This is a genomic window from Methylorubrum pseudosasae (assembly GCF_029504475.1).
Lineage (GTDB): Bacteria > Pseudomonadota > Alphaproteobacteria > Rhizobiales > Beijerinckiaceae > Methylobacterium > Methylobacterium extorquens.
Map to the genome: position 1 here is coordinate 3,461,264 of NZ_JAQGDU010000002.1, position 25,038 is coordinate 3,486,301.

Consider the following 25,038-nt stretch of genomic DNA (forward strand, 5'->3'; position numbering starts at 1 on the left):
GTGGCCGGCTCTCGGGACGGGAGCGATGGATCAGACGAAGAACAGGTCGCTTACCTTGCCGATCAGCGGCGTGTCCCAGGTCCAATTGGACTGGCCGATCAGGTCGTCCGCGCGGGTCACGTCGAGCGGGGCGGCGCCCTGCCCCTCGGCGACGAGGTGGTCGTTCTTGAACAGGCGCATGTAGCCGCCATCCGTCACGCTAGCCTGCCAGTCCGCGGTCTCACCCTGGACGATCACGTCGTGAGCTGTGATCTGGTGCTTGACCGAGCCGGTCAGAATCTCGAACGCCATGTCGTCGCCGTTCCCGACCTGGCCAACCCAGATGTTGTCGCTGTCCCGGCCGTTGCCGGTGTCGAACAGCCGCTGGTAGTGTCCGCCGGCGAGGTTGTCGAAGCGTGCCTCGGCGAACATCGTGAAGGCGCCGTCGATCTCCGGGATGACGTTGTGCGCCGTCACCGTCAGATCGCTCACCGTGCCGATCAGCGGCGTGTCCCAGGACCAGTTGGACTTGCCGACGAACTCGTTGGCCCGCTCGATGTCCCGCGGCACGACGCCCTGACCCTGGGCCAGCAGCGCGCCGTCCTTGAACAGGCGCATCCAGCCGCCGGCATCGACGTCGGCGGTCCACTCGGCTTCCTGGCCCTGGACGATGGCGCCCCTGGCGACGATGCTGGCCGCCTTGCCGCCGTTGAAGACCGTGAACTCCATGTCGCTCGAGCGGCCGACCTGCCCCAGGAAGATGTTGTCGGAGGCCGGCCCGTTTCCGAAGTCGAAGACGCGCTGCCAGGAACCGCCGGCGAGATCGGCAAACAGCACCGTCGCGCTGGCCGTGAACGCGCCGTCGATGTCGGCGACGTCCGTCGCGATCGGGCCGTCCGCCTCGGGCGAGAGCGCCAGCTCGAACTTCTGGCTGCCGGACGGAAGGGCGCCGACCCGGGCTTCGAGGTGGGTGAACACGCCCTGGGAACCCAGCGCGGTGTCGTCGAAGACCAGCGTTTCGATCGAGGCGAGCGTATCGAGCGCGCCCGTGGCGATGTGCTTGACCGCGAACGCGCTCGCCGTGGTCGAGGCGTCGTAGACGATCGCGTAGTCCCGGCTCTGGCCGGCGAACCGGGCCGCGTCGATGCCCTCGCCGCCGTCGAGCCGGTCGCTTCCCGTACCCCCCTCGAGGACATCGTTTCCGGCATACCCGAAGAGCGTGTCGTTGCCCGCTCCGCCGATCAGGGTGTTGTCGCCGTCGTGACCGTGCAGCATGTCGTCCTTCGATCCGCCGATCGCGGTCTCGATCGCGACGCCGTTGGCGATCAGAAACCCGCCGTTCAGCTTGTCCGAGGTGGACACGAAGCCACCGCCGCCGATCTCGTCCTTCAGCGTGGCGGCGCGCAGGTCGATCTTGGCGCGGCTGCTGCCCACGTACCGGATGGTGTCGTTGCCGCCGGTGTCCCAGATAGTGTTGAAGCCGGCATTCGTCCGGAGATCGTCACCGAACGTGTAGACGGTGTCGCCCGTGTTGGCCGCCCTGGCTCCGTACAGGTGCTGCAGGGCGGCGATGTCGATCGGCATGTAGGAGCCGGCCGACGCGTTCATGAAGGTTCTGCCGGCGTCCTGGGCCCTCGTCCACGGATTGTCCTCGCCCCACACGAAGGAGCTGTACGACATGACGGTGTAGAGCGACGAGTTGATGAAGTTGGTGCCCAGATCGGCCTCCGATCGGACGCCCGCGATGACGCCCGGTTGTTCGAACGGGTGGGCGAGGCCGAGGCTGTGGCCGATTTCGTGGTACCAGACGCTCGACCACTGCCCCCGATAGATGGATTCGGAGGCCGACGCGACGGAGCCGAAAAATCTGACGACGGTGTAGGTGTTGCCGTTGGGCAGTTCCGGATACGGATTCGACGATTGCCCGCCGCCACCGACCTCCAGGATCTGCCCGAGCGTCGATTCCTCGAACGAGGTCTCACGGAAATCCAGATTCGTGAAGCTTGAGACGTTGTCGAAAATCGATTTGTAGAAGCTGCGCCACTACCCTTCGTCGAAGTCGGAGACGCTGTTTTTGTCGATGTCCTGAACTTTGAAGCCGTAATTGAGCGTGTTCTCGCCCCACTTGTAGCGGGTGATCAAGGCGTTGACCAAGCTGCTATCGGACTTCTCGACGGTACTGATTTTGACCATGTCTTGCCCCTGGCGTGCCGCGGATCGTGCGGCAACCCTGGGGCGCAAACACCACGCAAAAACTGCTTTTTGATAGTTTAGATACTGCGGATTTTATCGATCGCGCTTTGCAGCCTGCGGTCGTCACGCGCGGGCCACACCCCGCGTCGGACGCGGCGGCCGGCGGCCGAGCCGAGAGCCGTGCCCGACCACGTGGGGTCGGGTCACACCTCCAAACCTTTGCTGTGACGCGCGTTCTTTCGACGAACCGGTGGCCGATTCGTCGAAAGGCGCCTTAGGCGTCCCGCCGCAGGGCGTGGACCGAGAACAATCCGTCCCGGTCGGTCCAGGCCTCGATCGAGGCCCAGCCGGCGCGGGCGGCGAGCGCCCGGAAGCCGTCGAGCGTGTACTTGTAGCTGTTCTCGGTGTGGATCGAGTCGCCCTCCGCGAAGGCGAAGCTGCGCCCGGCCACGCGCAGGCTCTGCGCCCGGCGGCTGACGAGATGCATCTCGACCCGCGAAGCCTGCGCGTTGAAGAAAGCGCGGTGTGTGAAGCCCTCGACGTCGATCGCCGCGTCCAGCTCGCGGTTGATGCGGTGGAGCAGGTTGAGGTTGAACGCGGCGGTGACGCCGGCGTCGTCGTCGTAGGCTGCCTCCAGCACGTCGCGGTCCTTCACGAGATCGACGCCGATCACCAGCGTCGCGCCCGGGCCGAGAATGCGCCCGAACACGTCGAGGAGGCGCGCCGCCTCGCCGGGCTCGAAATTGCCGATGGTCGAGCCGGGAAAGAAGCCAGCCAGCGCCCGATCGCGGATGCCGTCCGGCAGGGCGAAGGGCCGGGTGAAGTCGGCCACGACCGCCTCGACCGCAAGATCGGGGAAATCGCCGCGCAGGGCCTGCGCCTGCTCCGTCAGGAACTCGCCCGAGACGTCGACGGGGATGTAGGCCGAGAGGCCGGGCAGGTGCCGCAGCAGGCGCCGCAGCTTGGCGGTCGAGCCGCTGCCGAACTCCACCAGCGCCGCGCCCTGCGGCAGCAGGGCGGCCAGGGCCGGGCCCCGCTCGTCGAGGATGCGCAGCTCAGTGCGCGTCGGGTAGTACTCGGGCAGGGCCGTGATCTGCTCGAACAAGGCCGAGCCGGCGGCGTCGTAGAAGTACTTGGCCGGCAGCGCCTTCGGGCTCGCCGCCAGGCCGTCCCAGACATCGGCCAGGAACACGCCGTTTTCCGTAACCGGTTCGGCTCGGTGGGAATCCGTCATGCGGGGATCGATCGTCAAAGGCCTTCTCCGGGACAGCGGGGCAGACGGGTGTGCGGATAGGGTGAGCGGGTGCGTTCAGCTCCCGGCATCGGCGAGCCGCAGGCCCGTGAACTGCCAACGCTGATGGGGGTAGAAGAAGTTGCGGTAGCCGACCCGCGCATGCCCCTGCGCCGTCGCGACCGAGGAGCCGCGGAGCACGTACTGGTTCGACATGAACTTGCCGTTGTACTCGCCCAGCGCGCCGGGCACCGGCCGGTAACCCGGATAGGGGCCGTAGGCACTGCGGGTCCATTGCCAGACGAGGCCGAAAGCGTCGTCGATCAGGCCGTCGCGGGCGGCGACCTCCCACTCGGCCTCCGTCGGCAGGTCGCGCCCGGCCCAGCGGGCATAGGCATCGGCCTCGTAGTAGCTGATATGGGCGGCGGGGGCCGCCGGATCGACCGGCTTGCGGCCGGCGAGCGACATCGTCGACCAGCCATCCGCCTCGCGCCGCCAGTAGCCCGGCGCCTCCCAGCCCTCGCGCTGGAGCGCGACCCAGCCGTCGTTGAGCCAGAGTTCGGGCCGCGCGTAGCCGCCGTCCTCCATGAAGGCGAGCCAGTCGCGGTTGGTCACGAGGCCGCGATCGATGCGGGCCTCCAGCATCAGGACGTCGTGGCGCGGGCTCTCGTTGTCGAAGGCGAAGCCATGACCGTCGTAGCCGATCTGGGTGATGCCTCTTTTCAGGGCAGACTGGCCGGCGGATGCCTGCGCCGCAGGCAAGCTCCAGTGCGCGTCATAAACCGGATCGAGCGGGTTCTGCGCGAAGGCGTGCAGGATGTCGGTGAGCATCAACTCCTGGTGCTGCTGCTCGTGGTAGAGGCCGATCTCCAGGATCGGCAGCGCCCGCGCCAGGGCCTCGTCGGAGGCCTCGCGCAGCCACACCGACACCGCGCGATCGACATGGGCGCGGTAGGCGGCGGTCTCCTGGGCCGTCGGCCGCGTGATCATGCCGCGCATGAAGCGCGGCTGCCGGGGACCGGCCTGCACGTAGTAGGAATTGAACAGGTAGTGCAGGCGCTCGTCGAAGAGGCGGTAGCCCGGCTGATGGTCTCCGAGAAGGAACTGCTCGAAGAACCAGGTCGTGTGCGCCCGGTGCCACTTGGTCGGGCTCGCATCCTCCATCGACTGGATCTGCTGATCCTCGGGCGAGAGCGGTGCGGCCCGGCGCTCGGTCTCCTCACGCACGGTGCGGAAGGCGGCGATCCAGGCATCGCGGTCGATCGGGCGGGCGTCGAGCGGGGGCGGCGGGAAGGCCGCGCCGCTCTCAGGATGGGTGAGACGTGCTGCGCCGGCTGCCATTGTTGGAATCTCTTCCTCCGTTGCGCGCCGGAAATAGACGCCGAATGTCGAATGACAACGTGGAGGCCCGCCAAGCTGTTCGTCGCACCCCTTGTCGCACCCGGCCCGAAGCGCGGCCTTTTTGCAGCCGCAGTGAGGTGTCCTTAACCGTCGCCGACGGACACTCGTTGCCCCACGGTTTCCATGGATGCGCGAGCCCGGGCGGCGGTCATGCGGATCGATCTGATGGCAGGGGCGACCCTTTCGGCGGCATTGCCGGCCCAGAATTCTCAGCCGGTCATTCTCGTCTTCGATTCCGGCCTCGGTGGTCTCACCGTGCTGGAGCAGGTGCGCCGCGCCCGGCCGGACGCGGCCTATGTCTACGCGGCCGACGACGCGGCCTTCCCCTACGGCGCCCTGACCGAGGACCGGCTCGTGGCGCGGGTGATCGCGGTGATGGAGCGGCTGCTGCTGCGTCACGCCCCCGACCTCGTGGTGATCGCCTGCAACACCGCCTCGACCCTGGTGCTGCCGGCCCTGCGTCAGCGCTTCGTCACGCCCTTCGTCGGCGTGGTCCCTCCGATCAAGCCGGCCGCCGCGCTGACGCGGACCCGCCTCATCTCCCTGCTCGCCACCCCCGGCACCGTGGCGCGGGCCTATACCCACGATCTCGTGGCGAACTTCGCGGGCGATTGCGCCGTGACGCTGGTGGGCTCCAAGAACCTCGCGGGCTACGCCGAGGCCGAGATGGCCGGCGAGCCGGTCTCGGACGCGGCGATCCTGGCCGAGATCGCGCCCTGTTTCGTCGAGGGGGCGGACGGCGCGTACACCGACGTGGTCTGCCTCTCCTGCACCCACTACCCGCTGCTGCTGCCCGGTTTCGAGCGCCTCGCCCCGTGGCCGGTCACCTGGATCGACCCGGCCCCGGCCATCGCCCGCCGGGTGATCCAGCTTCTCGGCGAGATGCCCGCGCACGCGCTCGACGCGCCGCCCGCCTGCGCCGTGTTCACCGGCGGGGCCGGGCTCAACCCGGCGCTCGGCCGCTCGCTGGAGCGGCGGGGCCTGTCCGAGACGGTGATCGAGGCGATGCCGCTGACGCTGTGCTGAGACGGGCCGTCAGCGCCTCTCCCACGCCGCCAGTTCCTCCGGCACCAGCGTCGCCCGATCCTGCCGGGCGATGATCTCCGCGAGACCGACCGGCGCGAAATCCCAGGCATCGACGCCGACGTCGCAGGAGCGGGTGGTGTCGGGCAGGGTCGCATGGGTGTGGCCGTAGAGGTGCCGGGTCTCGCGCCACAGGCCGGGCCAGGCCCGGTGGGCGTAGTGCGCGAGGAACAGGCGCCAGGACCGGCCCGCCGCGTCCGACACGGAGATCCGGACGCTTTCCACCGGCGGCTCGGCCCAGGGGAGGTCGAGCACGCGGTTGCTGTCGTGGTTGCCGCGCACCAGCCGCTTGATACCGTTGAGCCGGGCGAAGACGCGGGCGCAATGCTCGCGGCTGGCATGGGCGGCGAAGTCGCCGAGATGCCAGATCTCGTCCGCGGCCGCGACGCGCGCGTTCCAGCGGGCGATCAGCGCCTCGTCATGGGCCTCCACCGAAGCGAAGCCGGTGCGTCGCCGCTCGACGAGCCGGGCGTCGCCGAAATGGGTGTCGGCGATGAAGAGGGTTGCCATGCGTTCTTCACGAAGATGTGAGACAACTCGAAGGGCTCGGCGGGGCGTGTACGGATCCGCGGGCGCGACGATCCCGGCTCGCTTGACGCAGCCGGGCCTCCATCGCAAACAATAACAAAAGGTACAATGATGCCGATCCGCGAGCCGCAGCTAATTAACTGGCGGGCTAATCACCGCGGATGTGTCGAAATGCGCATCATTTTTCACAGGACTTGTGGCGAAGTGTCACCTGTGTCGCTCGGCGCACCAGTACAAACGTGCTAGCGCGGCGGGCATGCCGGTCTGGACAAAAATCCTCATTGTCGTCGCCATTGCCGTGATCCTGACGGCATGGGGATGGATGCTGGACTTGAGCCTGTCCGCCGCCCATGCGTGGCTTCTCGACCGGATCGGCCATACGGGGATGCGCCTTCTGATCGGGATGATGGTGTTCGCGGGGGCCTGGGCCCTCTGGAAGGAGACGGAGGATCGATGAGCCGCCCTCTCGCCGTCGCGCTTCTGGCGCTGTCCCTCTATCTCGGCGTTCTGGATTGCGCCTTGAGTCTCAGCTTCTCGATGGTCCATGCGTGGCTGCTCGATCTGGTCGGCCGAACCGGCCTGTGGCTCGTGATTGCGGCCACCCTGTTCGGCGGCACTTGGGTCGTCTGGAGCGAGCAGGAAGACGGCTGACGGCCGACGTTCGAACGACGTTCTAGAACCGGTCGATCACCGCCGCGCCCCAGATCAGGGCCGCGATGACCTGCGTCAGGAACGCCCCCGCCGAGGCCAGATCCTTCACGATGCCGATCCGCTCGTGCCGGCCGGGATGGAGGTGGTCGCACAGCTTCTCGATCGCGGTGTTCAGGAGTTCCGCCCCGAGCATCAGCAGCAGGCTGGCGATGAGCGCCACCCGGACCCACAGATGGCCGCCGAGAGCGAGCGCCACGGGTAGGCCGAGCCCCAGCAGGACGAGTTCGAGCCGGACCGCCCGCTCCGTGCGCCCGCCATGGACGAGACCGCGCCAGGAATTCAGGAAGGCGAGGTAGAGCGCGGTCACGGTCGCTCTCCCGGAACCGCCCGGGCGATCCACTTGGCGAGGATCGGACCAGTCGCGAGCACGACGAACAGGCGCAGGGTCTGCACCGCCAGCACGAAGGACACGTCGGCCCGCGACCCGACGGCGATGATCGCCACCGAATCGAGCCCGCCGGGACTGGTGGCCAGGAAGGCGGTGAGGAAATCGATCGGGAGCCAGTGCGTCAGGACCCAGGCCCAGACGCCGCAGAGCAGGATGATCCCGATTGTCGCCGTCAGCACGCCCGGCAGCGCGTGGAGTGTCTCGTCCAGGGTGCGCCGATTGAAGCGCAACCCAACATACCAGCCGATCGCCGCGTAGGCCGCGTCGAGCACCGGCGCGGGCAAGGCGATGTCGATGAAGCCGGCGGCGTGCAGGCCCGCGCCGAGCAGCATCGGCCCGATCAGGGGGGCAGAGGGCAGCCGCAGCAGCGATGCGAGGCCGAACCCGGCGGCGGCGACCGCGATGGTTGCCGCGAGGCCGGGCCAGTTCCACGTCTCGCCGGACGCGCCCGCGCCGGCCGGGCCGGCGACGTCGGCGAGGAGGCGCGCGGCGAGCGAGGCCGAGAGCACCACGGCGGCGACGCGCACGTACTGCATGAACGCCACCAAGCGCGGGTCGGCGCCGTAATCCTCCGCCATCGCCACCATGGCCGCGGCCCCGCCCGGCGAGGAGCCCCAGGCCGCCGTCGTGCCGGGCAGGACGCGCAGCCGCGTGAGCGCCAGCCCGGTGAGCGCGCCGGCCGCGACCGTCACGCCGACGACCGCGAGGATGATGAGGCCGTCCTCGCGCAGGGTCGCGGCGATCTCGGTGGTGGCGGAGCGGGCGACGAGGCAGCCGATCACCGCCTGCGCCGCCAGGAAGAGCGGCCGGCCGAGCGAGAGCCCGGCGCCGCGAACCCCGAAGGCGATCGCAGCGAGCATCGGCCCGAGGAGGAAGGCGGCGGGGAAATGCGCGCGGCTCAGGCCATAGGCAAGAGCGGCCGAGACGGCGACGAGCGCCGCCCAGCGCAGGAGGATGCGGGTCTCGGGCACGGGCCTGGATGCTGGATGGCGCGCAGGAAGAGGAAGAAGAATTGCGCGAGGCTCGCGCTACACGCTCTTCCCCGAACTGTCACGGCGATCGCAGGAAGCCGCCAAGCGGCTTCGAGCGATTGGCCTTCGGGATGCTGCCACCGGGGTGGGCGTCAGGCGGTCCACCGTTCCCGCTCGCCGGGCGGTGGGGCACCATAGGCTTCATCCTCCCGGCAGGCGGCGGTGCCGGGCGGGGCGTGCGCCCGGAAGAAGGCCGCGAGATGCGCAAGGCCCGCCGCCCGCGGATCGCTGGAACGCCATGCCAGTGCGAGCGTGCGGCCGGGGCCCTCGCCCTCGAAGTGGCGCACCACCGTGAGCCCGGTCGGATCGGGGCCGGAGGGAATCGCCAAAGCCGGAATCAAGGTATAGCCGGCGCCCGCCGCCACCATCGAGCGCAGGGTCTCGAGGCTGGTGGCGTGGCGGCCCGCGCCGCGCAGGGTGCCACAGGCGGCAATGGTCTGGTCGCGCAGGCAATTGCCCTCGTCGAGCAGCAGCAGGTCCGGCCCGTTCAGGTTTTCCGCTCGCGGCGGAGCGCCCTGGGCGAAGGCGTGGTCCACCGGGCAGGCGAGCCGGAACGGCTCGACGAAGAGCGGCGAGATGGTGAGCCCGGAGGCGGCCACCGGCAGGGAAACCAGGGCCGCATCGATCCGCCCGTCGCGCAAGCCGTCGAGGATCTCGGCGGTGCGCGCCTCGCTGAGCGCCAGCGTCAGCAGCGGAAAATTCCTGGCGCAGCAGGCGCAAAACCAGCGGGAAGTAATAGGGCCCCAGCGTCTGGATCGCGGCCAGCACCAGCCGGCCGGTCAGCGGCGAGCCGCGCCCCTCGACGGCGAGTGCCAGCAGGCGCTGTGCCTCGCCCAGCACCACCCGGGCCTGCCGCACGATCCCCTGCCCCGCCACCGTCAGCAACACGCGACGGTTGGATCGTTCGAACAAGGTCAGCCCGAGCGCGTTTTCCAGTTTACGAACCTGCACGGAGAGCGTCGGCTGGCTCACGTTGCAGCGCTCGGCAGCCCGGCCGAAATGCCCTTCATCGGCAACAGCGACGACATATTCGAGATCGCGCAGGGACAACCCGGAAAGATTCATAGGCTGCATCTATCACAGCGTTTGTGACGATGCATTTGCTAATGGGTCATGCCTGGGTCATACCATCGAAACAGAATGGTTCCAGGCTGTGCGGACGCGCCGAGCGATCCACCCTGAAGCCCCTGCCTCCCAAGGAGAGAGTGACGCATGAGCGAGAACCGTCCGATTCTGACGACCCGTCAGGGCCATCCGGTCCGCGACAACCAGAGCACGCGTACGGTCGGCGAGCGGGGCCCGGCGACGCTCGAGAACTACCAGTTCATCGAGAAGATCACCCATTTCGACCGCGAGCGCATTCCGGAGCGCGTGGTGCATGCCCGCGGCGCTGGCGCCCATGGCTGGTTCGAGGCCTATGGCAAGATCGGCGACGAGCCCGCGTCCAAGTACACCCGCGCCCGCGTGCTGAACGAGACCGGCGTGAAGACGCCGATGTTCGTGCGCTTCTCCACCGTGGCCGGTGCCAAGGAAAGCCCTGAGACCGAGCGCGACCCGCGCGGCTTCGCGGTGAAGTTCAAGACCGTCGACGGCAATTGGGACCTCGTGGGCAACAACCTCAAGGTTTTTTTCATCCGCGACGCGATCAAGTTCCCCGACATGATCCACGCGTTCAAGCCGGACCCGGTGACGAACCGCCAGGAGGCGTGGCGCTTCTTCGACTTCGTGGCCCAGCACCCCGAAGCGATCCACATGGTCACCCACCTGAAGTCGCCGTGGGGCATTCCGGCCAACTATCGCGAGATGGAAGGCTCGGGCGTCAACACCTACAAGCTGGTCAACGACCAGGGCGAGGCGGTGCTCTGCAAGTTCCACTGGGAGCCCAAGCAGGGCGTGCGCAACCTGACCTCGGCCCAGGCGTCCGAGATCCAGGCCAAGGATGTCGGCCACGCGACGCGTGACCTCTACGACAACATCAAGGCCGGCAATTTCCCCGAGTGGGAATTCTGCGTGCAGATCATGCCGGACGGCCCGAACGACCACCTGTCGTTCGATCCGCTCGACGACACGAAGCTTTGGCCGGTCGAGGATTTCCCGCTGCTGCCGGTCGGCCGCATGGTGCTGGACCGCGTGCCGGACAACTTCTTCGCGGAAGTCGAGCAGTCGGCCTTCGGCACGGGCGTGCTCGTGGACGGCATCGACTTCTCGGACGACAAGATGCTCCAGGGCCGGACGCTGTCCTACTCGGACACGCAGCGTTACCGCGTCGGCGCCAACTACCTGCAACTGCCGATCAACGCGCCGCAGCCCGGCGTGAAGGTCTATTCGAACCAGCGCGACGGCCAGATGACCTACAGCGTCGATGGCACCGGCCCGAACCGCCACATCAACTACGAGCCCTCGACGCTCGCCGAGGGCCTGCGCGAGGCGCCCAAGCCGGCCAAGGATTACCACCAGCCGGTCCAGGGCAATCTCGGCCGCTACCAGACCTCGCGGACCGAGGACGACTACACCCAGGCCGGCGTTCGCTACCGCTCGTTCCAGGATTGGGAGCGTGAGGATCTGATCGCCAACCTCGTGGCCGACATGAAGCAGTGCCCCGAGCCGATCCAGCTTCGGATGGTCTGGCACTTCTGGCACGCCGACGAGGATTACGGCCGCCGCGTTGCCGAGGGCGCCGGGATCGATCTGGAGAAGGCCAAGGCCCTGCCGCCGCTGCCGGGCCGTGCCGCCCCGCATAAGCGCCTCCAGGCTGAGACCTACACCGATGGCAGCACCGCCGCGCACAAGGTCGCCGCCGAGTAAGGCGAACGGCCGAACGACGTAAAAAACCCCGCTCGACCATCCGGTCGGGCGGGGTTTCTTTTTGGAAGAGGGCGGGAGCCCCAAGCTGAGGCTCCCATCATCTCAAAGCCTTACGGGCAGGAGCGACGCACGCCGCGGCGGACGATGTAGGTCTGCGTCTGCGGGTCGTAGGTCTTGAAGCGGCGCGCGCACTCGGCCACCAAGTCCTCGTCACCGCCGGGCGCGACACCGGTGGTCACCGTCTCGGTGCCGTAATAGCCAGCCGGTGCGTAGTAACCGTCATCGTAGCCGTATCCGCCATAGCCGTAGCCCGGATAGCCGTAGCTGCCGTAGAGGCTGCCCGCCGCGAGTCCGAGACCGGCGCCGAGTCCCAGCCCGAGGCCAACACCACCGTAGCCGTAACCCCGGCGATAGTAGCCGGCATTGCGCCAGCGGTTGCCGCCGTACCAGCCGCGCTGGCCGCCGTAGCCCGGTCGCACGCCCGCCACGCCGTTGCCGAAGCCCGGACGACCTGCGCCGAAGCCAGGGCGGCCGCCAAAGCCATCACCACGGAAGCCGCCACCGGCGAGGCCAACGCTGCCGCCCCGGAACCCGCCGCCAGCGAGACCCGCTCCGCCACCGCGGAAGCCGCCCCCGGCCAGACCGGCTCCGCCGCCTCGGAAACCACCACCGCCGAGCCCGGCTCCACCACCGCGGAAGCCGCCCCCGGCAAAGCCGCCGCCGCGACCGAACCCGCTCACACCGCCTGCACCGAGCGCGCTACGGAAATTGCCGCCGCCGAGGCCGCCGGAGCCGCCGACACCGATCGGGCGCGCATCCGCGCTGGCCGGAAGATAGGCCAGGGCGCCCGCAAGGACGGCCGAGGCCAGGAAAATCTGTTTCATCGTCATTCCCTTGGAATTCGAGAGAATGGCCTGCACCGGTTTCCACCGGCGAAAAATGGGCCGTTATCTTAAGAACGCCGGGCGATGACGGATGATCCTACGGCCAAGATTGCGCGAATGTCGCGTATGCGTTGCAATTCACGCGCGGTCGTCTCGAAAGCTCCGCAGCCTCACCTTGGCCGTTACGTCCGGCGGCGGCGGGCGGCGAGCGCGATCAGGAGGCAGCCGATGAGGCCGGCCCCGAAGGGAAGATCGCCGAAGGCGGCGTAGAGGGTGCGACCCGGCAGCCTTGCCGGCAGCCCCGCATCGAGCACGCCCTCGATCCCGAGCGGAAGGCTCGCGATGACCCGGCCATGGGCGTCGACCACCGCCGAGATGCCGGAATTGGCATCGCGCACCAGCGGCAGCCCCTCTTCCACCGCCCGGAGCCGGCTCTGCGCGAAGTGCTGGCGCGGGCCCGGCGTATCGCCGAACCACGCATCGTTGGTGAGGTTGAGGATCAGCCCCGGCACGGCGGGCGCACCCTCGGCCGGATCGGGCGGCAGGATCGCGCCGGGAAAGATCGCCTCGTAGCAGATCGTCGCCGCCACCGGCGGCAGGCCCGGCACGTTGAGGATGCGTTGGCCGGCGCGATCTCCGGCGGTGAAGCCACCGGGGATGGAAACGAACTGGCGCAGACCCAGAGCTCGCAGCAGCGCATCGAGCGGCCCCGGCAGGTATTCGCCGAAGGGGACGAGGTGGACCTTGTCGTAGAGGTCGCCGAAGCGCCCGCCCGCGCCGATCGTCAGGATTGAATTGAAGAAGACGGCGTTCTCGCGGGTCAGCCGCTCGCCATCGGGCAGTTCGCGCACCCGCGCGGCGCCGGTGATGAGCTGCTTGCCCTCGGGCAGCGCCGCGCCGATCCGGCCGAGCGCCTGCGGATCGCGCTGGATCAGGAACGGGAAGGCCGATTCCGGCCAGATCAGGTGGGTGACGTCGGCGATGCCGGTGCGGTCGGGCGAGAGCGCGCGGTCGCTGAGTTCGAGATACTTGCCGACGATCCGCTCGCGGTTCTCCGAGCCGAACTTGTCGTCCTGCGGGATGTTGGGCTGGATCAGCCGCAGGCGCACGCCCGCCACCGTCGGATCGGGCGCGGAAGGCAAGCGCCCGGCGCCGTAGGCGGCCAGCCCCGCGAGCGCGACGAGGGCTGCCAGTACCGGCCCGAACCGGCCCCGCGGTGTCGCGCCGGTGGCGAGCGTCGCGGGCGCGGCGGCGATCAGCACCGCAAGCAGCGTCAGGCCATAGAGGCCGACGAGCGAGGCGGCTTGCATCGTCCAGAGGTTGCCCCCGAGCGCCATGCCGAGGGTGTTCCAGGGAAAGCCCGTCAGGATATGCCCGCGCAGCCATTCTGCGGCGGCGAGCCCGAAGGCGAGCGCCGCGATGCGGGCGGCCCCCCGCGACCAGACGAGGCGGGCGAGGGCAAAGCCCGCGGCGAAGAACAGGGCGAGCACCGCCGGCAGGCCGACGACGCCGAGCGGCAGCGCCCAGGCGAACTGGTCGGCCTCGACGAGGAAGGCGGCGCCGAGCCACCACAAACCGGCGGTGAAGTAGCCGAATCCCCAGGCCCAGCCGATTCCGGCACAGACGCCCAGGGTGCGCCGGCCGGAGCCATCGATCGCCGCGCCGTCGATCAGCCAGACGGCGATCGAGAGCGACACGACGAGTGCGGGGAACAGCCCATAGGGCGGCATCGCCAGCGCGCCGAAGGCGCCGGCCGCGACGGCGATCGCGGCCCGCGTCCATCCCTGGCTCAGGATGATCCGGTGCGCGATGGCCTCGAAGAGGCCGATCCGCGCCGCAGCCGGGCCTGTTCCGGCGCCGGCTGCGCGGCCCAGCGGAGCGGTCATGCCGTGTCGCTTCGATTCCGTTGTGTCTTCAGCGCCCGGCCTCGGCGGCCTGCGCTGCGTCCGTGTCGGGTGCCTGCGGCGCCGCCGGGCGGGGCGGCGGCAGGGCGAGCGGCACGACGGTGCCGATCTTGGCCGGCGCGCGCTGGAGCTTGATCCGCTTCACCCGCCGGGGATCGGCGTCGAGCACCTCGAACTCGATGTCGTCGGGACCGGGGATCCGCTCGCCGCGCGCCGGAACCCGGCCGGCCAGCGTCACGATCAGGCCGCCGATCGTGTCGATCTCTTCGGCGAGTTCCCCGAAGGCGGCGGCGAGATCGAGGCCGGTGGCCGCCGACACTTCCGCGAGCCCGGCGCGGGCGTCGGCGATATAGGCCTCCGTCTCGCCTTCCATGCGGTTCACGAGCTGGCCCTCGGCCACGTCGTGCTCGTCCTCGATGTCGCCGACGACCATCTCGATCAGATCCTCGATCGAGATCAGCCCGTCGGTGCCGCCATACTCGTCGATGACCAGCGCCATGTGGGTGCGCGTGGCCTGCATCCGCACCAGCAGGTCGATCGCCGGCATGGAGGGGGGCACGAACAGGACCGGGCGCTGGATGCGGGTGGAGGCGAGGGTCGCGGTGAGATCGACCTTGCCGAGATCGAGGCTGCGCAGGGCGCCGCGGGCGGAGGCCGTGCGGCGCGGGCGCGGCGTGGGCTTGGCCTCGGCGCCGGTGGCGACCACAGGCTGCGGCGCGGCCCGGCGCGGGGCGGCTTCCGCCTGGGTGGCGAGGTATTCCACGAAGTCGCGGATGTGGACCATGCCGCGGGGATCGTCGAGGGTTTCGCCGTAGACCGGCAGGCGCGAATGGCCGGCGGTGCGGAACAGCTTCAGGAGATCGCCGAGGCTGGTGTCACTGGCCACCGCCACGATGTCGGCGCGGGGCAGCATCACATCGTCGACGCGCACCTTGTGCAGCCCGAGCACGTTCTTGAGCATGGCGCGCTCAAGGGGAGAGAAGGCGTCCTCACCCGTGTCGGGCTCGGCCAGGGCCTCCTCGATGTCGGTGCGCAGAGAGTCGCGCGGACGCATTTGGAAGACGTTCAGCAGACGATCGTACCACGCCTCGCGTGGGGGCGGTTCGGCGTCCGCGGCTGGCGCGGCCAGGGCCGCGCCGCGACTTCGGTCGTTGGTCATGGGTCTCTAGGTTGGATTCGGCGGGAGTGCCGGAGATCAGTCGTCGTACGGGTTTGGAACGCCGAGTGCGCGGAGCGCGGCGACCTCGAGCGCCTCCATGGCGTCGGCCTCAGCCTCGCCGGTCTCATGGTCCTGTCCGAGAAGGTGAAGGGTGCCATGGACGAGGAGGTGGGCGAAATGGTGCTCGAAGGGCTTCGACTGCTCCGCACTCTCGCGCACGAGCGTGTCATACGCAAGAACCACATCGCCGAGGGGTCGCGCCACGCCCGGCTGGAACGGTTGCTCCGCGGCCGGAAACGATAACACGTTGGTGGGTTTATCCTTGTTCCGCCATGTGCGGTTGAGCTCCTGGACGGTGGCGTCGTCGGCGAGCAGGACGCTCACTTCGACGGGGCCGGCGGCCGAATCGGGTAGAATCGCCAATCCCGCCTCGACGGCCCGCAGCGTGAACGCCTCCAGCTCGGGGATCGCCTGTTCCCAGCGCGCATCCTCGACGGCGATGTCGATCTCGTTGTCGCTCATGTGTGGGTTCTGGTCGGTACCGTCAACGGCCGTGCGGTGCCCCGTGGGCCGCCGCGATTGATGTCGTCGCTCACGCCAGCGGTCGCCGCCGCGGGTTCGGGTTGCGGTCGGCCTCGCCCTCGCCGTGGGCGGCGGATTCGTAGGCGGTGACGATGCGGCGCACGAGGTCGTGGCGCACCACGTCCACGTCGCGGAAGCGCACGCGGCCTATGCCCTCGACGCCGTCGAGCACGTTGACCGCCTCGACGAGGCCGGACTTCTGGCCCGGCGGCAGGTCGATCTGACTGGGATCGCCGGTGATGATCATGCGGGAGTTCTCACCCAACCGGGTCAGGAACATCTTCATCTGCATGGAGGTGGTGTTCTGCGCCTCATCGAGCAGCACCACGGCGTTGGTCAGCGTGCGCCCGCGCATGAAGGCGAGCGGGGCGATCTCGATGATGCCGGTCTGGAGGCCGCGATCGACGTGACGCGCCTCCATGAAATCGTAGAGCGCGTCGTAGATCGGGCGAAGATACGGATCGACCTTCTCGCGCATGTCGCCGGGCAGGAAGCCGAGCCGTTCGCCGGCCTCGACGGCCGGGCGCGACAGGATCAGCCGCTCGGCATGGCCCTGCTCCAGCAGCGAGACGGCGTGGCCGACCGCGAGCCAGGTCTTGCCGGTGCCGGCGGGCCCTTCGGCGAAGACGAGTTCGTTGGCGCGCAGCAGCTTGATGTAGTCGCTCTGCGCGGCGTTGCGGGCGCGCACGGCGCCGCGCTTGCGGGTGGCGATCTGCTCGAACTGCTCGCGGCCGTTATCCGTCGCGATCTCGGCGGAGGGGAACAGGTTGCCCTGGACGGTGACCTCCTGGATCACCCCGTCCACGTCGCCGAGGGTCAGGGTCGTGCCGGCCTTCTGCACCCGCGTGTAGAGCCGCTCGAACACCCGCCGCGCCTTCTCGGCGGCCTCGGGCGAGCCCTTGACTACGAGGTGGTTGCCGAGCGCCGTGCCGGTGATGCCGAGGCGCCGCTCGATATGGGCGACGTTCTGGTCGTACTGGCCGAAGACGAGGCTGGCGAGCCGGTTGTCGTCGAAGGTGAGCGAGACCTCTACGGCCTCGGCGAGACCCGGACGCCCCGGTGAGGGGCGGTTGTTGCGGCCGGCAGGGCCACGGGCGGACGCAACGTCAATCGGCACGCGAGAGATCCGGCATGGTGATGGGCCTCATATAGGTCACGCGGCCGCCGCCGCACCCTCCAGCGCTTCGCCGAACAGGCTGTTGGAGCCCGCACGCGTAATCCGCACCGGCACGACTGTGCCGATAGTCGAGGCCGGCGCATCGAACTGCACCGCCTGGAGATGCGGTGTCTTGCCCGCGACCTGACCGGGATGCCGACCGGTCTTCTCGACCAGGATCTCGGTGAGCGTGCCGACGCTCGCCGCGTTGTAGGCGTGGCGCTGGCGGTCGAGGAGGTCTTGGAGGGCGGCGAGCCGCTCGGTCTTCAGCGCCTCCGGCACCGCATCCTCGCGTTCCGCAGCGGGCGTGCCGGCCCGCGGGCTGTACTTGAACGAGAACGCCGCCGAAAAGCCGATATCGGAGACGAGCCGCATGGTCTCGGCGAAATCGGCATCGGTCTCGCCGGGGAAGCCGACGATGAAGTCCGAGGACAGGGCGATGTCGGGCCGCGCATTCCGGATACGTTCGATCAGCCGGCGGTAGGCGTCACCCGTGTGGCGCCGGTTCATCGCCTGGAGGATGCGGTCCGAGCCTGACTGCACCGGCAGGTGCAGGTAGGGCATCACCAGCGGGTTCGTCGCATGGGCAGCAATGAGATCGTCGGCGAAATCGTTCGGGTGGCTCGTGGTGTAGCGCAGGCGCAGGAGGCCCGGCACCGCGGAGAGCGCGTCCATCAGGTGGCCGAGCGTCGCGGGTGCGCCGTCCGGCCCGTCGCCGTGATAGGCGTTGACGTTCTGGCCGATGAGGGTGATCTCGCGCACCCCGCCCTCGACGAGGCGGCGCGCTTCGTCCACCACCGCCGCCACCGAGCGCGAGACCTCCGCACCGCGGGTATAGGGCACCACGCAGAAGGCGCAGAACTTGTCGCAGCCTTCCTGCACGGTGAGGAAGCCGGTGACGCCGCGGTTGCGCCGGGCGGGCAGGTGGTCGAACTTGTCCTCAGCCGGAAATTCGGTGTCGACGACGCGGGTCTCGCGCGATTGGCGCAGCAGGTCCGGCAGGCGGTGATAGCTCTGCGGGCCGACGACGACATCGACCGCCGGTGCGCGCGAAAGAATCTCGCGGCCTTCCGCCTGGGCGACGCAGCCCGCGACCACGATGCGCGTCTCCTGCCCGCTCTCGGCCCGCTCGCCCTTGAGCACACGCAGGCGCCCGAGTTCGGAATAGACCTTCTCGGCGGCCTTCTCGCGGATGTGGCAGGTGTTGAGGACGACGACATCGGCCTCCTCGACCGTGTCCGTCGCGCTGTAGCCCTCGGCCGCCAGGACGTCGGCCATGCGGCCGGCGTCGTAGGCGTTCATCTGGCAGCCGTAGGACTTGACGTAGGCTTTCTTCAAGATCGCAACCCTGCCGCCGGCGGGCGGCGATTTTTGACGATTTTTTGCTCGACAGGCCCTCTATCACGGTTCGGCCGCCGACACGATTCTCTCAGCGGTCTGAACTTTCGCCCCTTCGAAAAGGTCCGCCCGTGAGGCTTGCCGAAGACCCCGCCTTCTTCGCCCTGCTGACCGGGAGCTTCCTGCGCCTCGTCGGCCGCCCGCTCGTGCCTGAGCCGGATCTCGGGCCGGACTGGCTCTACGCGCAGGCGCCCTTCGCGGTGCTGGCCCACGATACGGGCGCCGACCCGCTCTTCGTCTACGCCAACCGGGCGGCGCAGCGAGCCTTCGGCTACGGCTGGGATGAGATCGTCGGCATGCCGTCTCGGCTCTCGGCCGAGGCGCCGGAGCGGGCCGAGCGCCAGCGCCTGCTCGATGCGGTCGCCCGCGACGGTTTCGTCTCGGATTATGCAGGCATTCGCGTTGCCAAGGATGGGCGGCGCTTCCCGGTCACCGCGGGCATCGTCTGGCAACTCGTGGATGAGGGCGGGATCGTTCGCGGCCAGGCGGCGACCTTCCCGCTGCCGGCCTGACCAGTCACACCGCGGCGATGCCCGGCGCCGAGACGTCGGCGCCCTCCCCGATCGTTTCCGGCGCCGCCGGTACCGGACGGGGGGCGGCCCCGCCGAGGTGGATCTGGCGCAGGCCCTGCCGCACGGCGGCCTCGGCCTGCAGCGTCGCGACCTTGCGGTCGGTGGCGGCCTCGAAGGCGATCGGTGCGCCCCAGTTCACGTGCACGTCGATGGGGCCGCGGCTGGCGAACAGGGCGAGATGCGGCGGCAGTTCCATGTCGCCGTACCACGCGATCTCCGGCCGCTCGGCGCGGGTCACCGGCAGGCCATTGCGGCGCGGGTAGCCCAGCGCCAGGGGCTGGAGCCGGATGCGCGCGAGTCCGCCGGTCTCCGCCGTCAGCGCCGTCCGGGCGGCGCCGACCAGCGAGGAGCGGAACGGCAGCAGGCGTAGGCCATCGCCGGTGGTGCCCTCGGCGAACAGCACGATCAGGTCGCCATCCGCGAGCCGTTGCCCGACCGTGGCGTTGACGCGGGCGGTCGCCGTCCGCTTGGACCGCTCGATGAAGACGGTGCGTTGGAGCTTGGCCAGCAGGCCGATCAGCGGCCAGCCCGCGATTTCCGACTTGGCCACGAAGGAGAGCGGGCGCAGCGAGCCGAGCGCGACGATGTCGAGCCAGGAGACGTGGTTCGAGAGCACGAGCGCCGGCTCGCCCGGCTGCGGCGGCGTGCCGCTCTGCGTCACCCGAACGGAGAACAGGCGCAAGAACAGGCGGTGGAACAGCATCGCGATGCGCGCCGCGACCCAGCCCCGGCCAAAGCGCAGGCTGAGCCAGTGCGGCCCGATCACGATCAGGAAGGCCAGCGCCTGGACGAAGAGGCGGAGGCCGATGCCGACGCGCGTCATCGGGCGGATGCGCTCTCGCAAAGCCTCACGACAGCGTCGCGCTCATGGTCAGCGCCGTGGCCCGGCTGCCGTCGGGCAGCGGGTAGTAACCCTTGCGCTCGCCGACCTTGAGGAAGCCATGGCGGGTGTAGAGCTTCAGGGCCGGCGTGTTGCCCTCGTCCACTTCGAGATGGACCGTGCGGATGCCGGCATAGGTCAGCGCATTCAGGTGCTCGCGCAGGAGCCGGTGGCTGTGGCCGCCGCCGCGGGCGGAGGGTGCCAGAACGATCGTGAGGATCTCCGCCTCGTCCACGGCCTTGCGCGACAACACGAAGCCCAGCAGCGCGTTGCCCCGGCGCAGGGCATGCGCCTCGATCGAGCGCTCGCACAGCATCCGCTCGAACTCGTGAGCCGCCCAGGGGCGGGCGAAGGCGGTGGCGTGCAGCTTTTCCAGGTCGGACGCCTGACCGGCGTCCCGCAGTGGCGCGACGTAGGGCACGGAGCCCCAGGCGTCCCACCATGCGGACCACCAATCGAGCGGCCAGAACGGGGAGACGGTCCGCGTCATGCCCTTGCGAGCCTCGCATGATGCTGCGGCTGGGCGTCGGGCCCACGCAGGTAGAGGGGGCGCGGCAGCGCCTGGTCCGGATCGGCGACGAGCCCGAGCGAGGCGACCCAGGCGATCTGCGGCGCGCCGGTCTCGGCGACCTCGACGGCGATGCCGGCGGAAGCGGCCGCCGCCGCGAGCGCGGGAGCGCCGGAGCCGGTGAGGATCGCCCGTCGCTTGCCGAGCAGGGTCACCGCTTCTTCCAAAGCGATGTGCCGGGGCGGAATCACCGTGCCTTCCGTCACGCTCATGGCCTGGAGGTAGACGGCGCCGTGGCGCGCATCGATCGCGGCGACCACCGTATCGTCGCCGTTGAGGGCGAGTTGCGGCGCGAGCAGGGCGGACAAGGTGGTCACGCCCACTACCGGAAGGCCAGCGGCGAGCCCGATGGCGCGGGCGGCGGAAAGCCCGACGCGCAAGCCCGTATAGCTTCCGGGCCCGACCGTGACCGCGACCCGGTCGAGTCCCTCGAAGCCGCCCTCGACCCGGGCCATGACCCGCTCGATCAGTGGCAGCAGCGCTTCGGCATGGCCGCGCACGAGCGGCATCGACTCCTCGGCGAGCAGGTCGTCGCTGTCGTCGGTGGCCACGCAGGCAGCGCAGGCTTCGAGCGCCGTATCGATGGCAAGGATCCGCAAACGTCGATTCCATCCGGCGGCGGGCCTCGAGCGCCCGCCCTCCGGCTCTTCTTAGGACGAAACCGCCCTCCCCGTCAGCGCATCCGCGACCGGACTCCCCAAGGAAGCGGTGCGGTGTTGCGCCGATGTCAGGGAAAACGCGCGGCGGGGCCGCCGATCAGATCGCCTGCACTTCCCGCACAGAGGGGAGGAAGTGGCGGAACAGGTTCTGCACGCCCTGGCGCAGGGTCGCGGTGGAGGACGGACAGCCCGAGCAGGCGCCCTTCATCTCGAGGTAGACGATGCCGTCGCGGTATCCGCGGAAGGTGATGTCGCCGCCGTCGCCCGCCACCGCCGGGCGCACGCGGGTCTCCAGCAGATCCTTGATGGTCACCACGGTGTCGTGGTCGGCCTCGTCGTAAAACTCCTCCGTCTCGTCCTCGGCGAGCGCCGTGCCCTCGGCCAGCACCGGGCGGCCGGACTGGAAGTGGTCCATGATCGCGCCGAGCACGGCGGGCTTCACCTGCGGCCACTCGTTGACGCCGTCGGCCTTGGTGACGGAGATGAAGTCGTGCCCGAAATAGACGCCCGAGACGCCGGGCACCGCGAACAGGGCGGTGGCGAGTGGCGAGCGCTCGGCGCTCGCGGTGTCGCGGGCCTCGAAGGTCCCATCGGTGAGCACGACCCGGCCGGGCAGGAACTTGAGCGTGGCGGGGTTCGGCGTGGCTTCGGTCTGAATGAACATGTGAAGAATCCTCGGGTCCGCTGGCGCCGGTTCAAGGCCGGCCGGGATCGGTGCCGGGTTCGACCGGCACCGCTTTCCATGTGGACCGACAGGGACGGATTCTCAACCGCTCCCGCGACTTGTTGGACAGCGATAACCGGTGTAGGAAGCCCGTTCATCACGCATATCGTTCGTATCCGCGCCTGAGGAAGGAGCCGCCTCGCATGGCTCGCGTCACCGTCGAAGACTGCATCGAGAAGGTCGAGAACCGCTTCGAGCTGGTCCTGCTCGCCAGCCACCGGGCGCGCCTGCTCGCCGCCGGCGCCCCGCTGACCGTGGAGCGCGACCGCGACAAGAACCCCGTCGTGGCCCTTCGCGAGATCGGCGATGAGACCATCACGGCGGAGGATCTCAAGGAGCAGCTCATCCACTCGATGCAGAAATACGTCGAGGTGGACGAGCCCGAGGCCGAGACCGTGCCGCTCCTGTCGAGTTCGCCCGCCGCTGCCGCGGTGGCGCCCCAGTCCTCCTCGGACGACAAGAACGTGCAGTTCGACTTCATGAGCGAGGAGGATCTCCTCCGCGGTCTCGAGAACCTCGCACCGCCGACCGAGACCGACGACGAGAACGAGTAAGCTCTTTTCGCGCTCCACCTGACGCTTCGCGCCCGCCCTCGGTCCCCGAGTGGCGGGCGTTCGCGTGTTTCGGGGTGAAGCCCCATCCTGGCGTCCATGCGAGGGAGGCGGAGCCGTCGCGCTTTCGCCGCGACGCCATGGGTCTGGGCAAATGCGCGCCGATGCAGGAAGGTGTCGGACGAGCGACCGCGTCCGTCCGGGCCGGGCCCCCTTGAGAGTGCCGCACGAAACGCCCGACCGCCGATCCTCGCCCTTCTGAGGCACGGCGGCGGAGCGGGCGTCTTGCGAGCGACACCGAGCAGATCGAGAGCAGGATCCTTCGGCGGATGATGCGCCAGTACGAACTCGTCGAGCGGGTCAAGCGCTACAATCCTGCCGCGAACGAGGCGCTTCTCAACCGCGCCTACGTCTACGCCATGCGGGCGCACGGCACGCAGAAGCGCGCCTCCGGCGATCCGTTCTTCGCCCATCCCCTCGAAGTCGCCGCGATCCTCACCGACCTGCGCCTCGACGATGCGACCATCGTCGCGGCCGTCCTGCACGACACCGTCGAGGACACCGCCGCCACGCTCGACGAGATCCGCGAGATCTTCGGGCCTGAGATCGGCGCACTGGTGGACGGGCTGACCAAGCTCAAGCGCCTCGACCTCGTCTCGAAGCGGGCGGTGCAGGGCGAGAATTTCCGCAAGCTCCTCCTGGCGGTGGCCGAGGACGTGCGGGTGCTTCTGGTGAAGCTTGCCGACCGCCTGCACAACATGCGCACGCTCCACTTCATGCGCGACGACAAGCGGGCACGGATTGCCGAGGAGACCCTCGACATCTACGCGCCGCTCGCCGGCCGTATGGGCATGCAGGAGCTGCGCGACGAGCTGGAAGACCTCTCGTTCCGCACGCTGAAGCCCGAAGTCTACGCCACCATCACCAAGCGGCTCGAAGACCTCTCGGCCAAGTCCGGCAGCGTGATCGAGAGCATCGAGCACGACCTCACCGCCCGGCTCGCCGCGCGCGGCATCGCCGCTCACGTGAAAGGGCGCCTGAAGAAGCCGTTCTCGATCTGGTCGAAGATGGAGCGCAAGTCGGTCGCCTTCGAGCAACTCTCCGACATTGTCGGCTTCCGCGTGATCGTCGGCACCCTGGCCGAGTGCTACGCGGCGCTCGGCGTGGTGCATACGAGCTGGCCGATGGTGCCGGGCCGCTACAAGGACTACGTCTCGACGCCGAAGCAGAACGATTATCGCTCGATCCACACCACGGTGATCGGGCCGAAGCGCCAGCGCGTCGAACTGCAGATCCGCACCGCCGAGATGGACGAGATCGCCGAGTACGGCATCGCCGCCCACGCCCATTACAAAGGAAGCCGGCAAGGAGGGCGTGGAGGGCGAGGTCCACCCCCGGCTCGCCACCGAGAGCGGTGCCTACCAATGGCTGCGCCGCACCATCGAGCTTCTGGCCGAGGGCGATTCGCCGGAAGAGTTCTTGGAGCACACCAAGCTGGAGCTGTTCCAGGATCAGGTGTTCTGCTTTACGCCCAAGGGCCGCCTGATCGCCCTGCCGCGGGGCGCCACGCCAATCGACTTCGCCTACGCGGTGCATACCGATGTCGGCAACACGGCGGTCGGCGCCAAGATCAACGGACGGCTCGCGCCGCTGCTGCACGAACTCGCCAACGGCGACGAGGTCGAGATCGCCCGCTCCGACGGCGCCTCGCCGCCGGCCGCGTGGGAATCGCTCGTCGTCACCGGCAAGGCGCGGTCTGCGATCCGGCGGGCGACCCGCGCCGCCGTGCGGCGCCAATATGCCGGTCTCGGCCGCCAGATCCTCGACCGGGCCTTCGAGCGGGCCGGCAAGAGCTTCTCCGAGGAGAAGCTGCGTGGTGCGCTGCCCCGGCTCGCCCGCGCGAGCACCGAGGACGTCTTCGCCGCCGTCGGGCGCGGCGAGATGTTCTCCGGCGATGTGGTGAAGGCCGTCTATCCCGACTTCAAGGAGGAGCGGCGCGCGGGGGCGAGCGGCGGTCCGGCGGCCAACGGCGCGGCGGGGCGCCTCACCCGTTCCAAGGATCAGACCATGCGGCTGACCTTCTCGGGCGAGGCCGAGGCGGCCTCGGCCTTGGCGAGCATCCCGATTCGCGGGCTCGCCGGCGACCTGCCGGTGAGCTTTGCCCCGAACGGCGGCGCCCTGCCGGGGGATCGCATCGTCGGCATCCTCACGCCCGGCGTCGGCGTGACGATCTACCCGATCCAGTCCGCCGCGCTCGCCGCCTTCGACAACGAGCCCGAGCGCTGGCTCGACGTGCGCTGGGATGTGGAGGGCTCGCAGGAGCGCTTCCCCGCCAAGCTCGCGCTGGAATCGATCAACGAGCCCGGTACGCTGGCGCAGATCGCCCAGGTCATCGCCGAGCATGACGGCAACATCGACAATGTTTCGATGAAGCGTCGCACGCAGGACTTCACCGATATTTCGATCGATCTCTCAGTGCCGGACTTGAAGCACTTGACCGCCATCGTTGCGGACCTGCGCGGCAAGCGCTCGGTGAGCCGTGTCGAGCGGGTGAACGGCTGACGGTCGATCCTGTGGGCGCCGCGTGCCGGAACCGATGCCGGGACACGTCATTCCGTCATCGGATCGGTCTATGGACGGCTGGGCCTGCG

At 69.3% G+C, this 25,038-nt stretch carries 21 protein-coding genes and 3 pseudogenes; 7 read left to right on the plus strand and 17 right to left on the minus strand.

The genetic code is table 11. The features are described 5' to 3' along the window. Positions 1–30: 30 nt before the first annotated feature. The 3 genes and pseudogenes from M2437_RS17270 to egtB form a co-directional block, all read right to left on the minus strand. A pseudogene (locus M2437_RS17270) lies at positions 31–2,172 on the minus strand (M10 family metallopeptidase C-terminal domain-containing protein). A 274-nt stretch (positions 2,173–2,446) separates the two neighbouring features. Further along, the gene (egtD, locus tag M2437_RS17275) at positions 2,447–3,424 is read right to left on the minus strand and encodes an L-histidine N(alpha)-methyltransferase (protein WP_253388184.1); all 978 of its coding nucleotides are present in this window, start codon (positions 3,422–3,424) and stop codon (positions 2,447–2,449) included. A gap of 57 nt (positions 3,425–3,481) precedes the next feature. Then, positions 3,482–4,744: an ergothioneine biosynthesis protein EgtB gene (gene egtB / locus M2437_RS17280; protein WP_253388185.1), complete on the minus strand. Its 1,263-nt coding sequence runs from the start codon at positions 4,742–4,744 to the stop codon at positions 3,482–3,484. 210 nt (positions 4,745–4,954) lie between these two features. Here egtB and murI point away from each other — a divergent pair, with 210 nt between their 5' ends. Further along, on the plus strand, positions 4,955–5,830 hold the full coding sequence (murI, locus tag M2437_RS17285; protein ID WP_253388186.1) for a glutamate racemase: 876 nt from the start codon (positions 4,955–4,957) through the stop codon (positions 5,828–5,830). A 9-nt stretch (positions 5,831–5,839) separates the two neighbouring features. Here the strand turns inward: murI and M2437_RS17290 are convergent, their stop codons facing one another. Next, the gene (locus tag M2437_RS17290; RefSeq protein ID WP_253388187.1) at positions 5,840–6,397 is read right to left on the minus strand and encodes a metallophosphoesterase family protein; all 558 of its coding nucleotides are present in this window, start codon (positions 6,395–6,397) and stop codon (positions 5,840–5,842) included. Between the two features lie 274 nt (positions 6,398–6,671). Here M2437_RS17290 and M2437_RS17295 point away from each other — a divergent pair, with 274 nt between their 5' ends. Together M2437_RS17295 and M2437_RS17300 are read left to right on the plus strand one after the other, a co-directional pair. Continuing rightward, positions 6,672–6,872 (plus strand): hypothetical protein, encoded by a 201-nt coding sequence (locus tag M2437_RS17295; protein ID WP_003600970.1) that lies wholly within the window; start codon positions 6,672–6,674, stop codon positions 6,870–6,872. Next, positions 6,869–7,066, plus strand: a complete 198-nt coding sequence (locus M2437_RS17300; protein ID WP_253388188.1) for a hypothetical protein — start codon at positions 6,869–6,871, stop codon at positions 7,064–7,066. The genes M2437_RS17295 and M2437_RS17300 overlap by 4 nt, the downstream gene beginning before the upstream one ends. 22 nt (positions 7,067–7,088) lie before the next feature. Here the strand turns inward: M2437_RS17300 and M2437_RS17305 are convergent, their stop codons facing one another. The 3 genes and pseudogenes from M2437_RS17305 to M2437_RS17315 all read right to left on the minus strand — a co-directional run bounded on the left by M2437_RS17305 (position 7,089) and on the right by M2437_RS17315 (position 9,610). Then, positions 7,089–7,433 (minus strand): diacylglycerol kinase, encoded by a 345-nt coding sequence (locus M2437_RS17305; RefSeq protein ID WP_147017208.1) that lies wholly within the window; start codon positions 7,431–7,433, stop codon positions 7,089–7,091. Further along, on the minus strand, positions 7,430–8,485 hold the full coding sequence (locus M2437_RS17310) for an AbrB family transcriptional regulator (protein WP_253388189.1): 1,056 nt from the start codon (positions 8,483–8,485) through the stop codon (positions 7,430–7,432). The genes M2437_RS17305 and M2437_RS17310 overlap by 4 nt, the downstream gene beginning before the upstream one ends. Before the next feature lie 152 nt (positions 8,486–8,637). Continuing rightward, positions 8,638–9,610, minus strand: a pseudogene (locus tag M2437_RS17315) (LysR substrate-binding domain-containing protein). Positions 9,611–9,757: 147 nt separating this feature from the next. On the opposite strand from M2437_RS17315, the gene M2437_RS17320 reads away from it, so the two are divergent. Continuing rightward, positions 9,758–11,350, plus strand: a complete 1,593-nt coding sequence (locus M2437_RS17320; RefSeq protein WP_003606859.1) for a catalase — start codon at positions 9,758–9,760, stop codon at positions 11,348–11,350. A 110-nt stretch (positions 11,351–11,460) separates the two neighbouring features. Here M2437_RS17320 and M2437_RS17325 read toward each other — a convergent pair whose 3' ends face one another. The 6 genes from M2437_RS17325 to miaB all read right to left on the minus strand — a co-directional run bounded on the left by M2437_RS17325 (position 11,461) and on the right by miaB (position 18,373). Continuing rightward, positions 11,461–12,234 carry a BA14K family protein gene (locus M2437_RS17325; protein WP_253388190.1) on the minus strand — a complete coding sequence of 258 codons (774 nt, stop codon included), beginning with the start codon at positions 12,232–12,234 and terminating at the stop codon, positions 11,461–11,463. Between the two features lie 182 nt (positions 12,235–12,416). After that, positions 12,417–14,120: an apolipoprotein N-acyltransferase gene (lnt, locus tag M2437_RS17330; protein ID WP_253388191.1), complete on the minus strand. Its 1,704-nt coding sequence runs from the start codon at positions 14,118–14,120 to the stop codon at positions 12,417–12,419. 28 nt (positions 14,121–14,148) lie between these two features. Continuing rightward, positions 14,149–15,297: a hemolysin family protein gene (locus M2437_RS17335; RefSeq protein WP_012254488.1), complete on the minus strand. Its 1,149-nt coding sequence runs from the start codon at positions 15,295–15,297 to the stop codon at positions 14,149–14,151. A 36-nt stretch (positions 15,298–15,333) separates the two neighbouring features. Further along, a complete protein-coding gene (gene ybeY / locus M2437_RS17340; RefSeq protein ID WP_056455963.1) occupies positions 15,334–15,819 on the minus strand; it encodes an rRNA maturation RNase YbeY in 486 nt (161 codons plus the stop codon). A 70-nt stretch (positions 15,820–15,889) separates the two neighbouring features. Next, positions 15,890–16,996 carry a PhoH family protein gene (locus tag M2437_RS17345; RefSeq protein WP_015823411.1) on the minus strand — a complete coding sequence of 369 codons (1,107 nt, stop codon included), beginning with the start codon at positions 16,994–16,996 and terminating at the stop codon, positions 15,890–15,892. A gap of 36 nt (positions 16,997–17,032) precedes the next feature. Then, the gene (gene miaB / locus M2437_RS17350) at positions 17,033–18,373 is read right to left on the minus strand and encodes a tRNA (N6-isopentenyl adenosine(37)-C2)-methylthiotransferase MiaB (RefSeq protein WP_253388192.1); all 1,341 of its coding nucleotides are present in this window, start codon (positions 18,371–18,373) and stop codon (positions 17,033–17,035) included. A 131-nt stretch (positions 18,374–18,504) separates the two neighbouring features. Here miaB and M2437_RS17355 point away from each other — a divergent pair, with 131 nt between their 5' ends. Beyond that, a complete protein-coding gene (locus tag M2437_RS17355; RefSeq protein ID WP_253388193.1) occupies positions 18,505–18,945 on the plus strand; it encodes an MEKHLA domain-containing protein in 441 nt (146 codons plus the stop codon). 4 nt (positions 18,946–18,949) lie between these two features. Here M2437_RS17355 and M2437_RS17360 read toward each other — a convergent pair whose 3' ends face one another. From M2437_RS17360 to M2437_RS17375, 4 genes are all read right to left on the minus strand, one after another. Further along, positions 18,950–19,828, minus strand: coding sequence for a lysophospholipid acyltransferase family protein (locus tag M2437_RS17360; RefSeq protein WP_253388194.1), 879 nt, complete (start codon positions 19,826–19,828; stop codon positions 18,950–18,952). A 25-nt stretch (positions 19,829–19,853) separates the two neighbouring features. Beyond that, positions 19,854–20,375 carry a GNAT family N-acetyltransferase gene (locus M2437_RS17365; RefSeq protein ID WP_182568114.1) on the minus strand — a complete coding sequence of 174 codons (522 nt, stop codon included), beginning with the start codon at positions 20,373–20,375 and terminating at the stop codon, positions 19,854–19,856. Next, a complete protein-coding gene (tsaB, locus tag M2437_RS17370; protein ID WP_015823406.1) occupies positions 20,372–21,052 on the minus strand; it encodes a tRNA (adenosine(37)-N6)-threonylcarbamoyltransferase complex dimerization subunit type 1 TsaB in 681 nt (226 codons plus the stop codon). Before tsaB ends, M2437_RS17365 begins: the two co-directional genes overlap by 4 nt. Positions 21,053–21,209: 157 nt before the next feature. Next, a complete protein-coding gene (locus tag M2437_RS17375) occupies positions 21,210–21,776 on the minus strand; it encodes a NifU family protein (RefSeq protein ID WP_003602880.1) in 567 nt (188 codons plus the stop codon). Positions 21,777–21,979: 203 nt separating this feature from the next. Between M2437_RS17375 and rpoZ the strand changes: the two genes are divergently transcribed. Both rpoZ and M2437_RS17385 read left to right on the plus strand, forming a co-directional pair. After that, entirely contained in the window at positions 21,980–22,390 is a 411-nt protein-coding gene (gene rpoZ / locus M2437_RS17380) for a DNA-directed RNA polymerase subunit omega (RefSeq protein WP_253388195.1), read from the plus strand. Between the two features lie 326 nt (positions 22,391–22,716). Beyond that, positions 22,717–24,949: pseudogene (locus tag M2437_RS17385) on the plus strand (RelA/SpoT family protein). Positions 24,950–25,038: the final 89 nt, after the last annotated feature.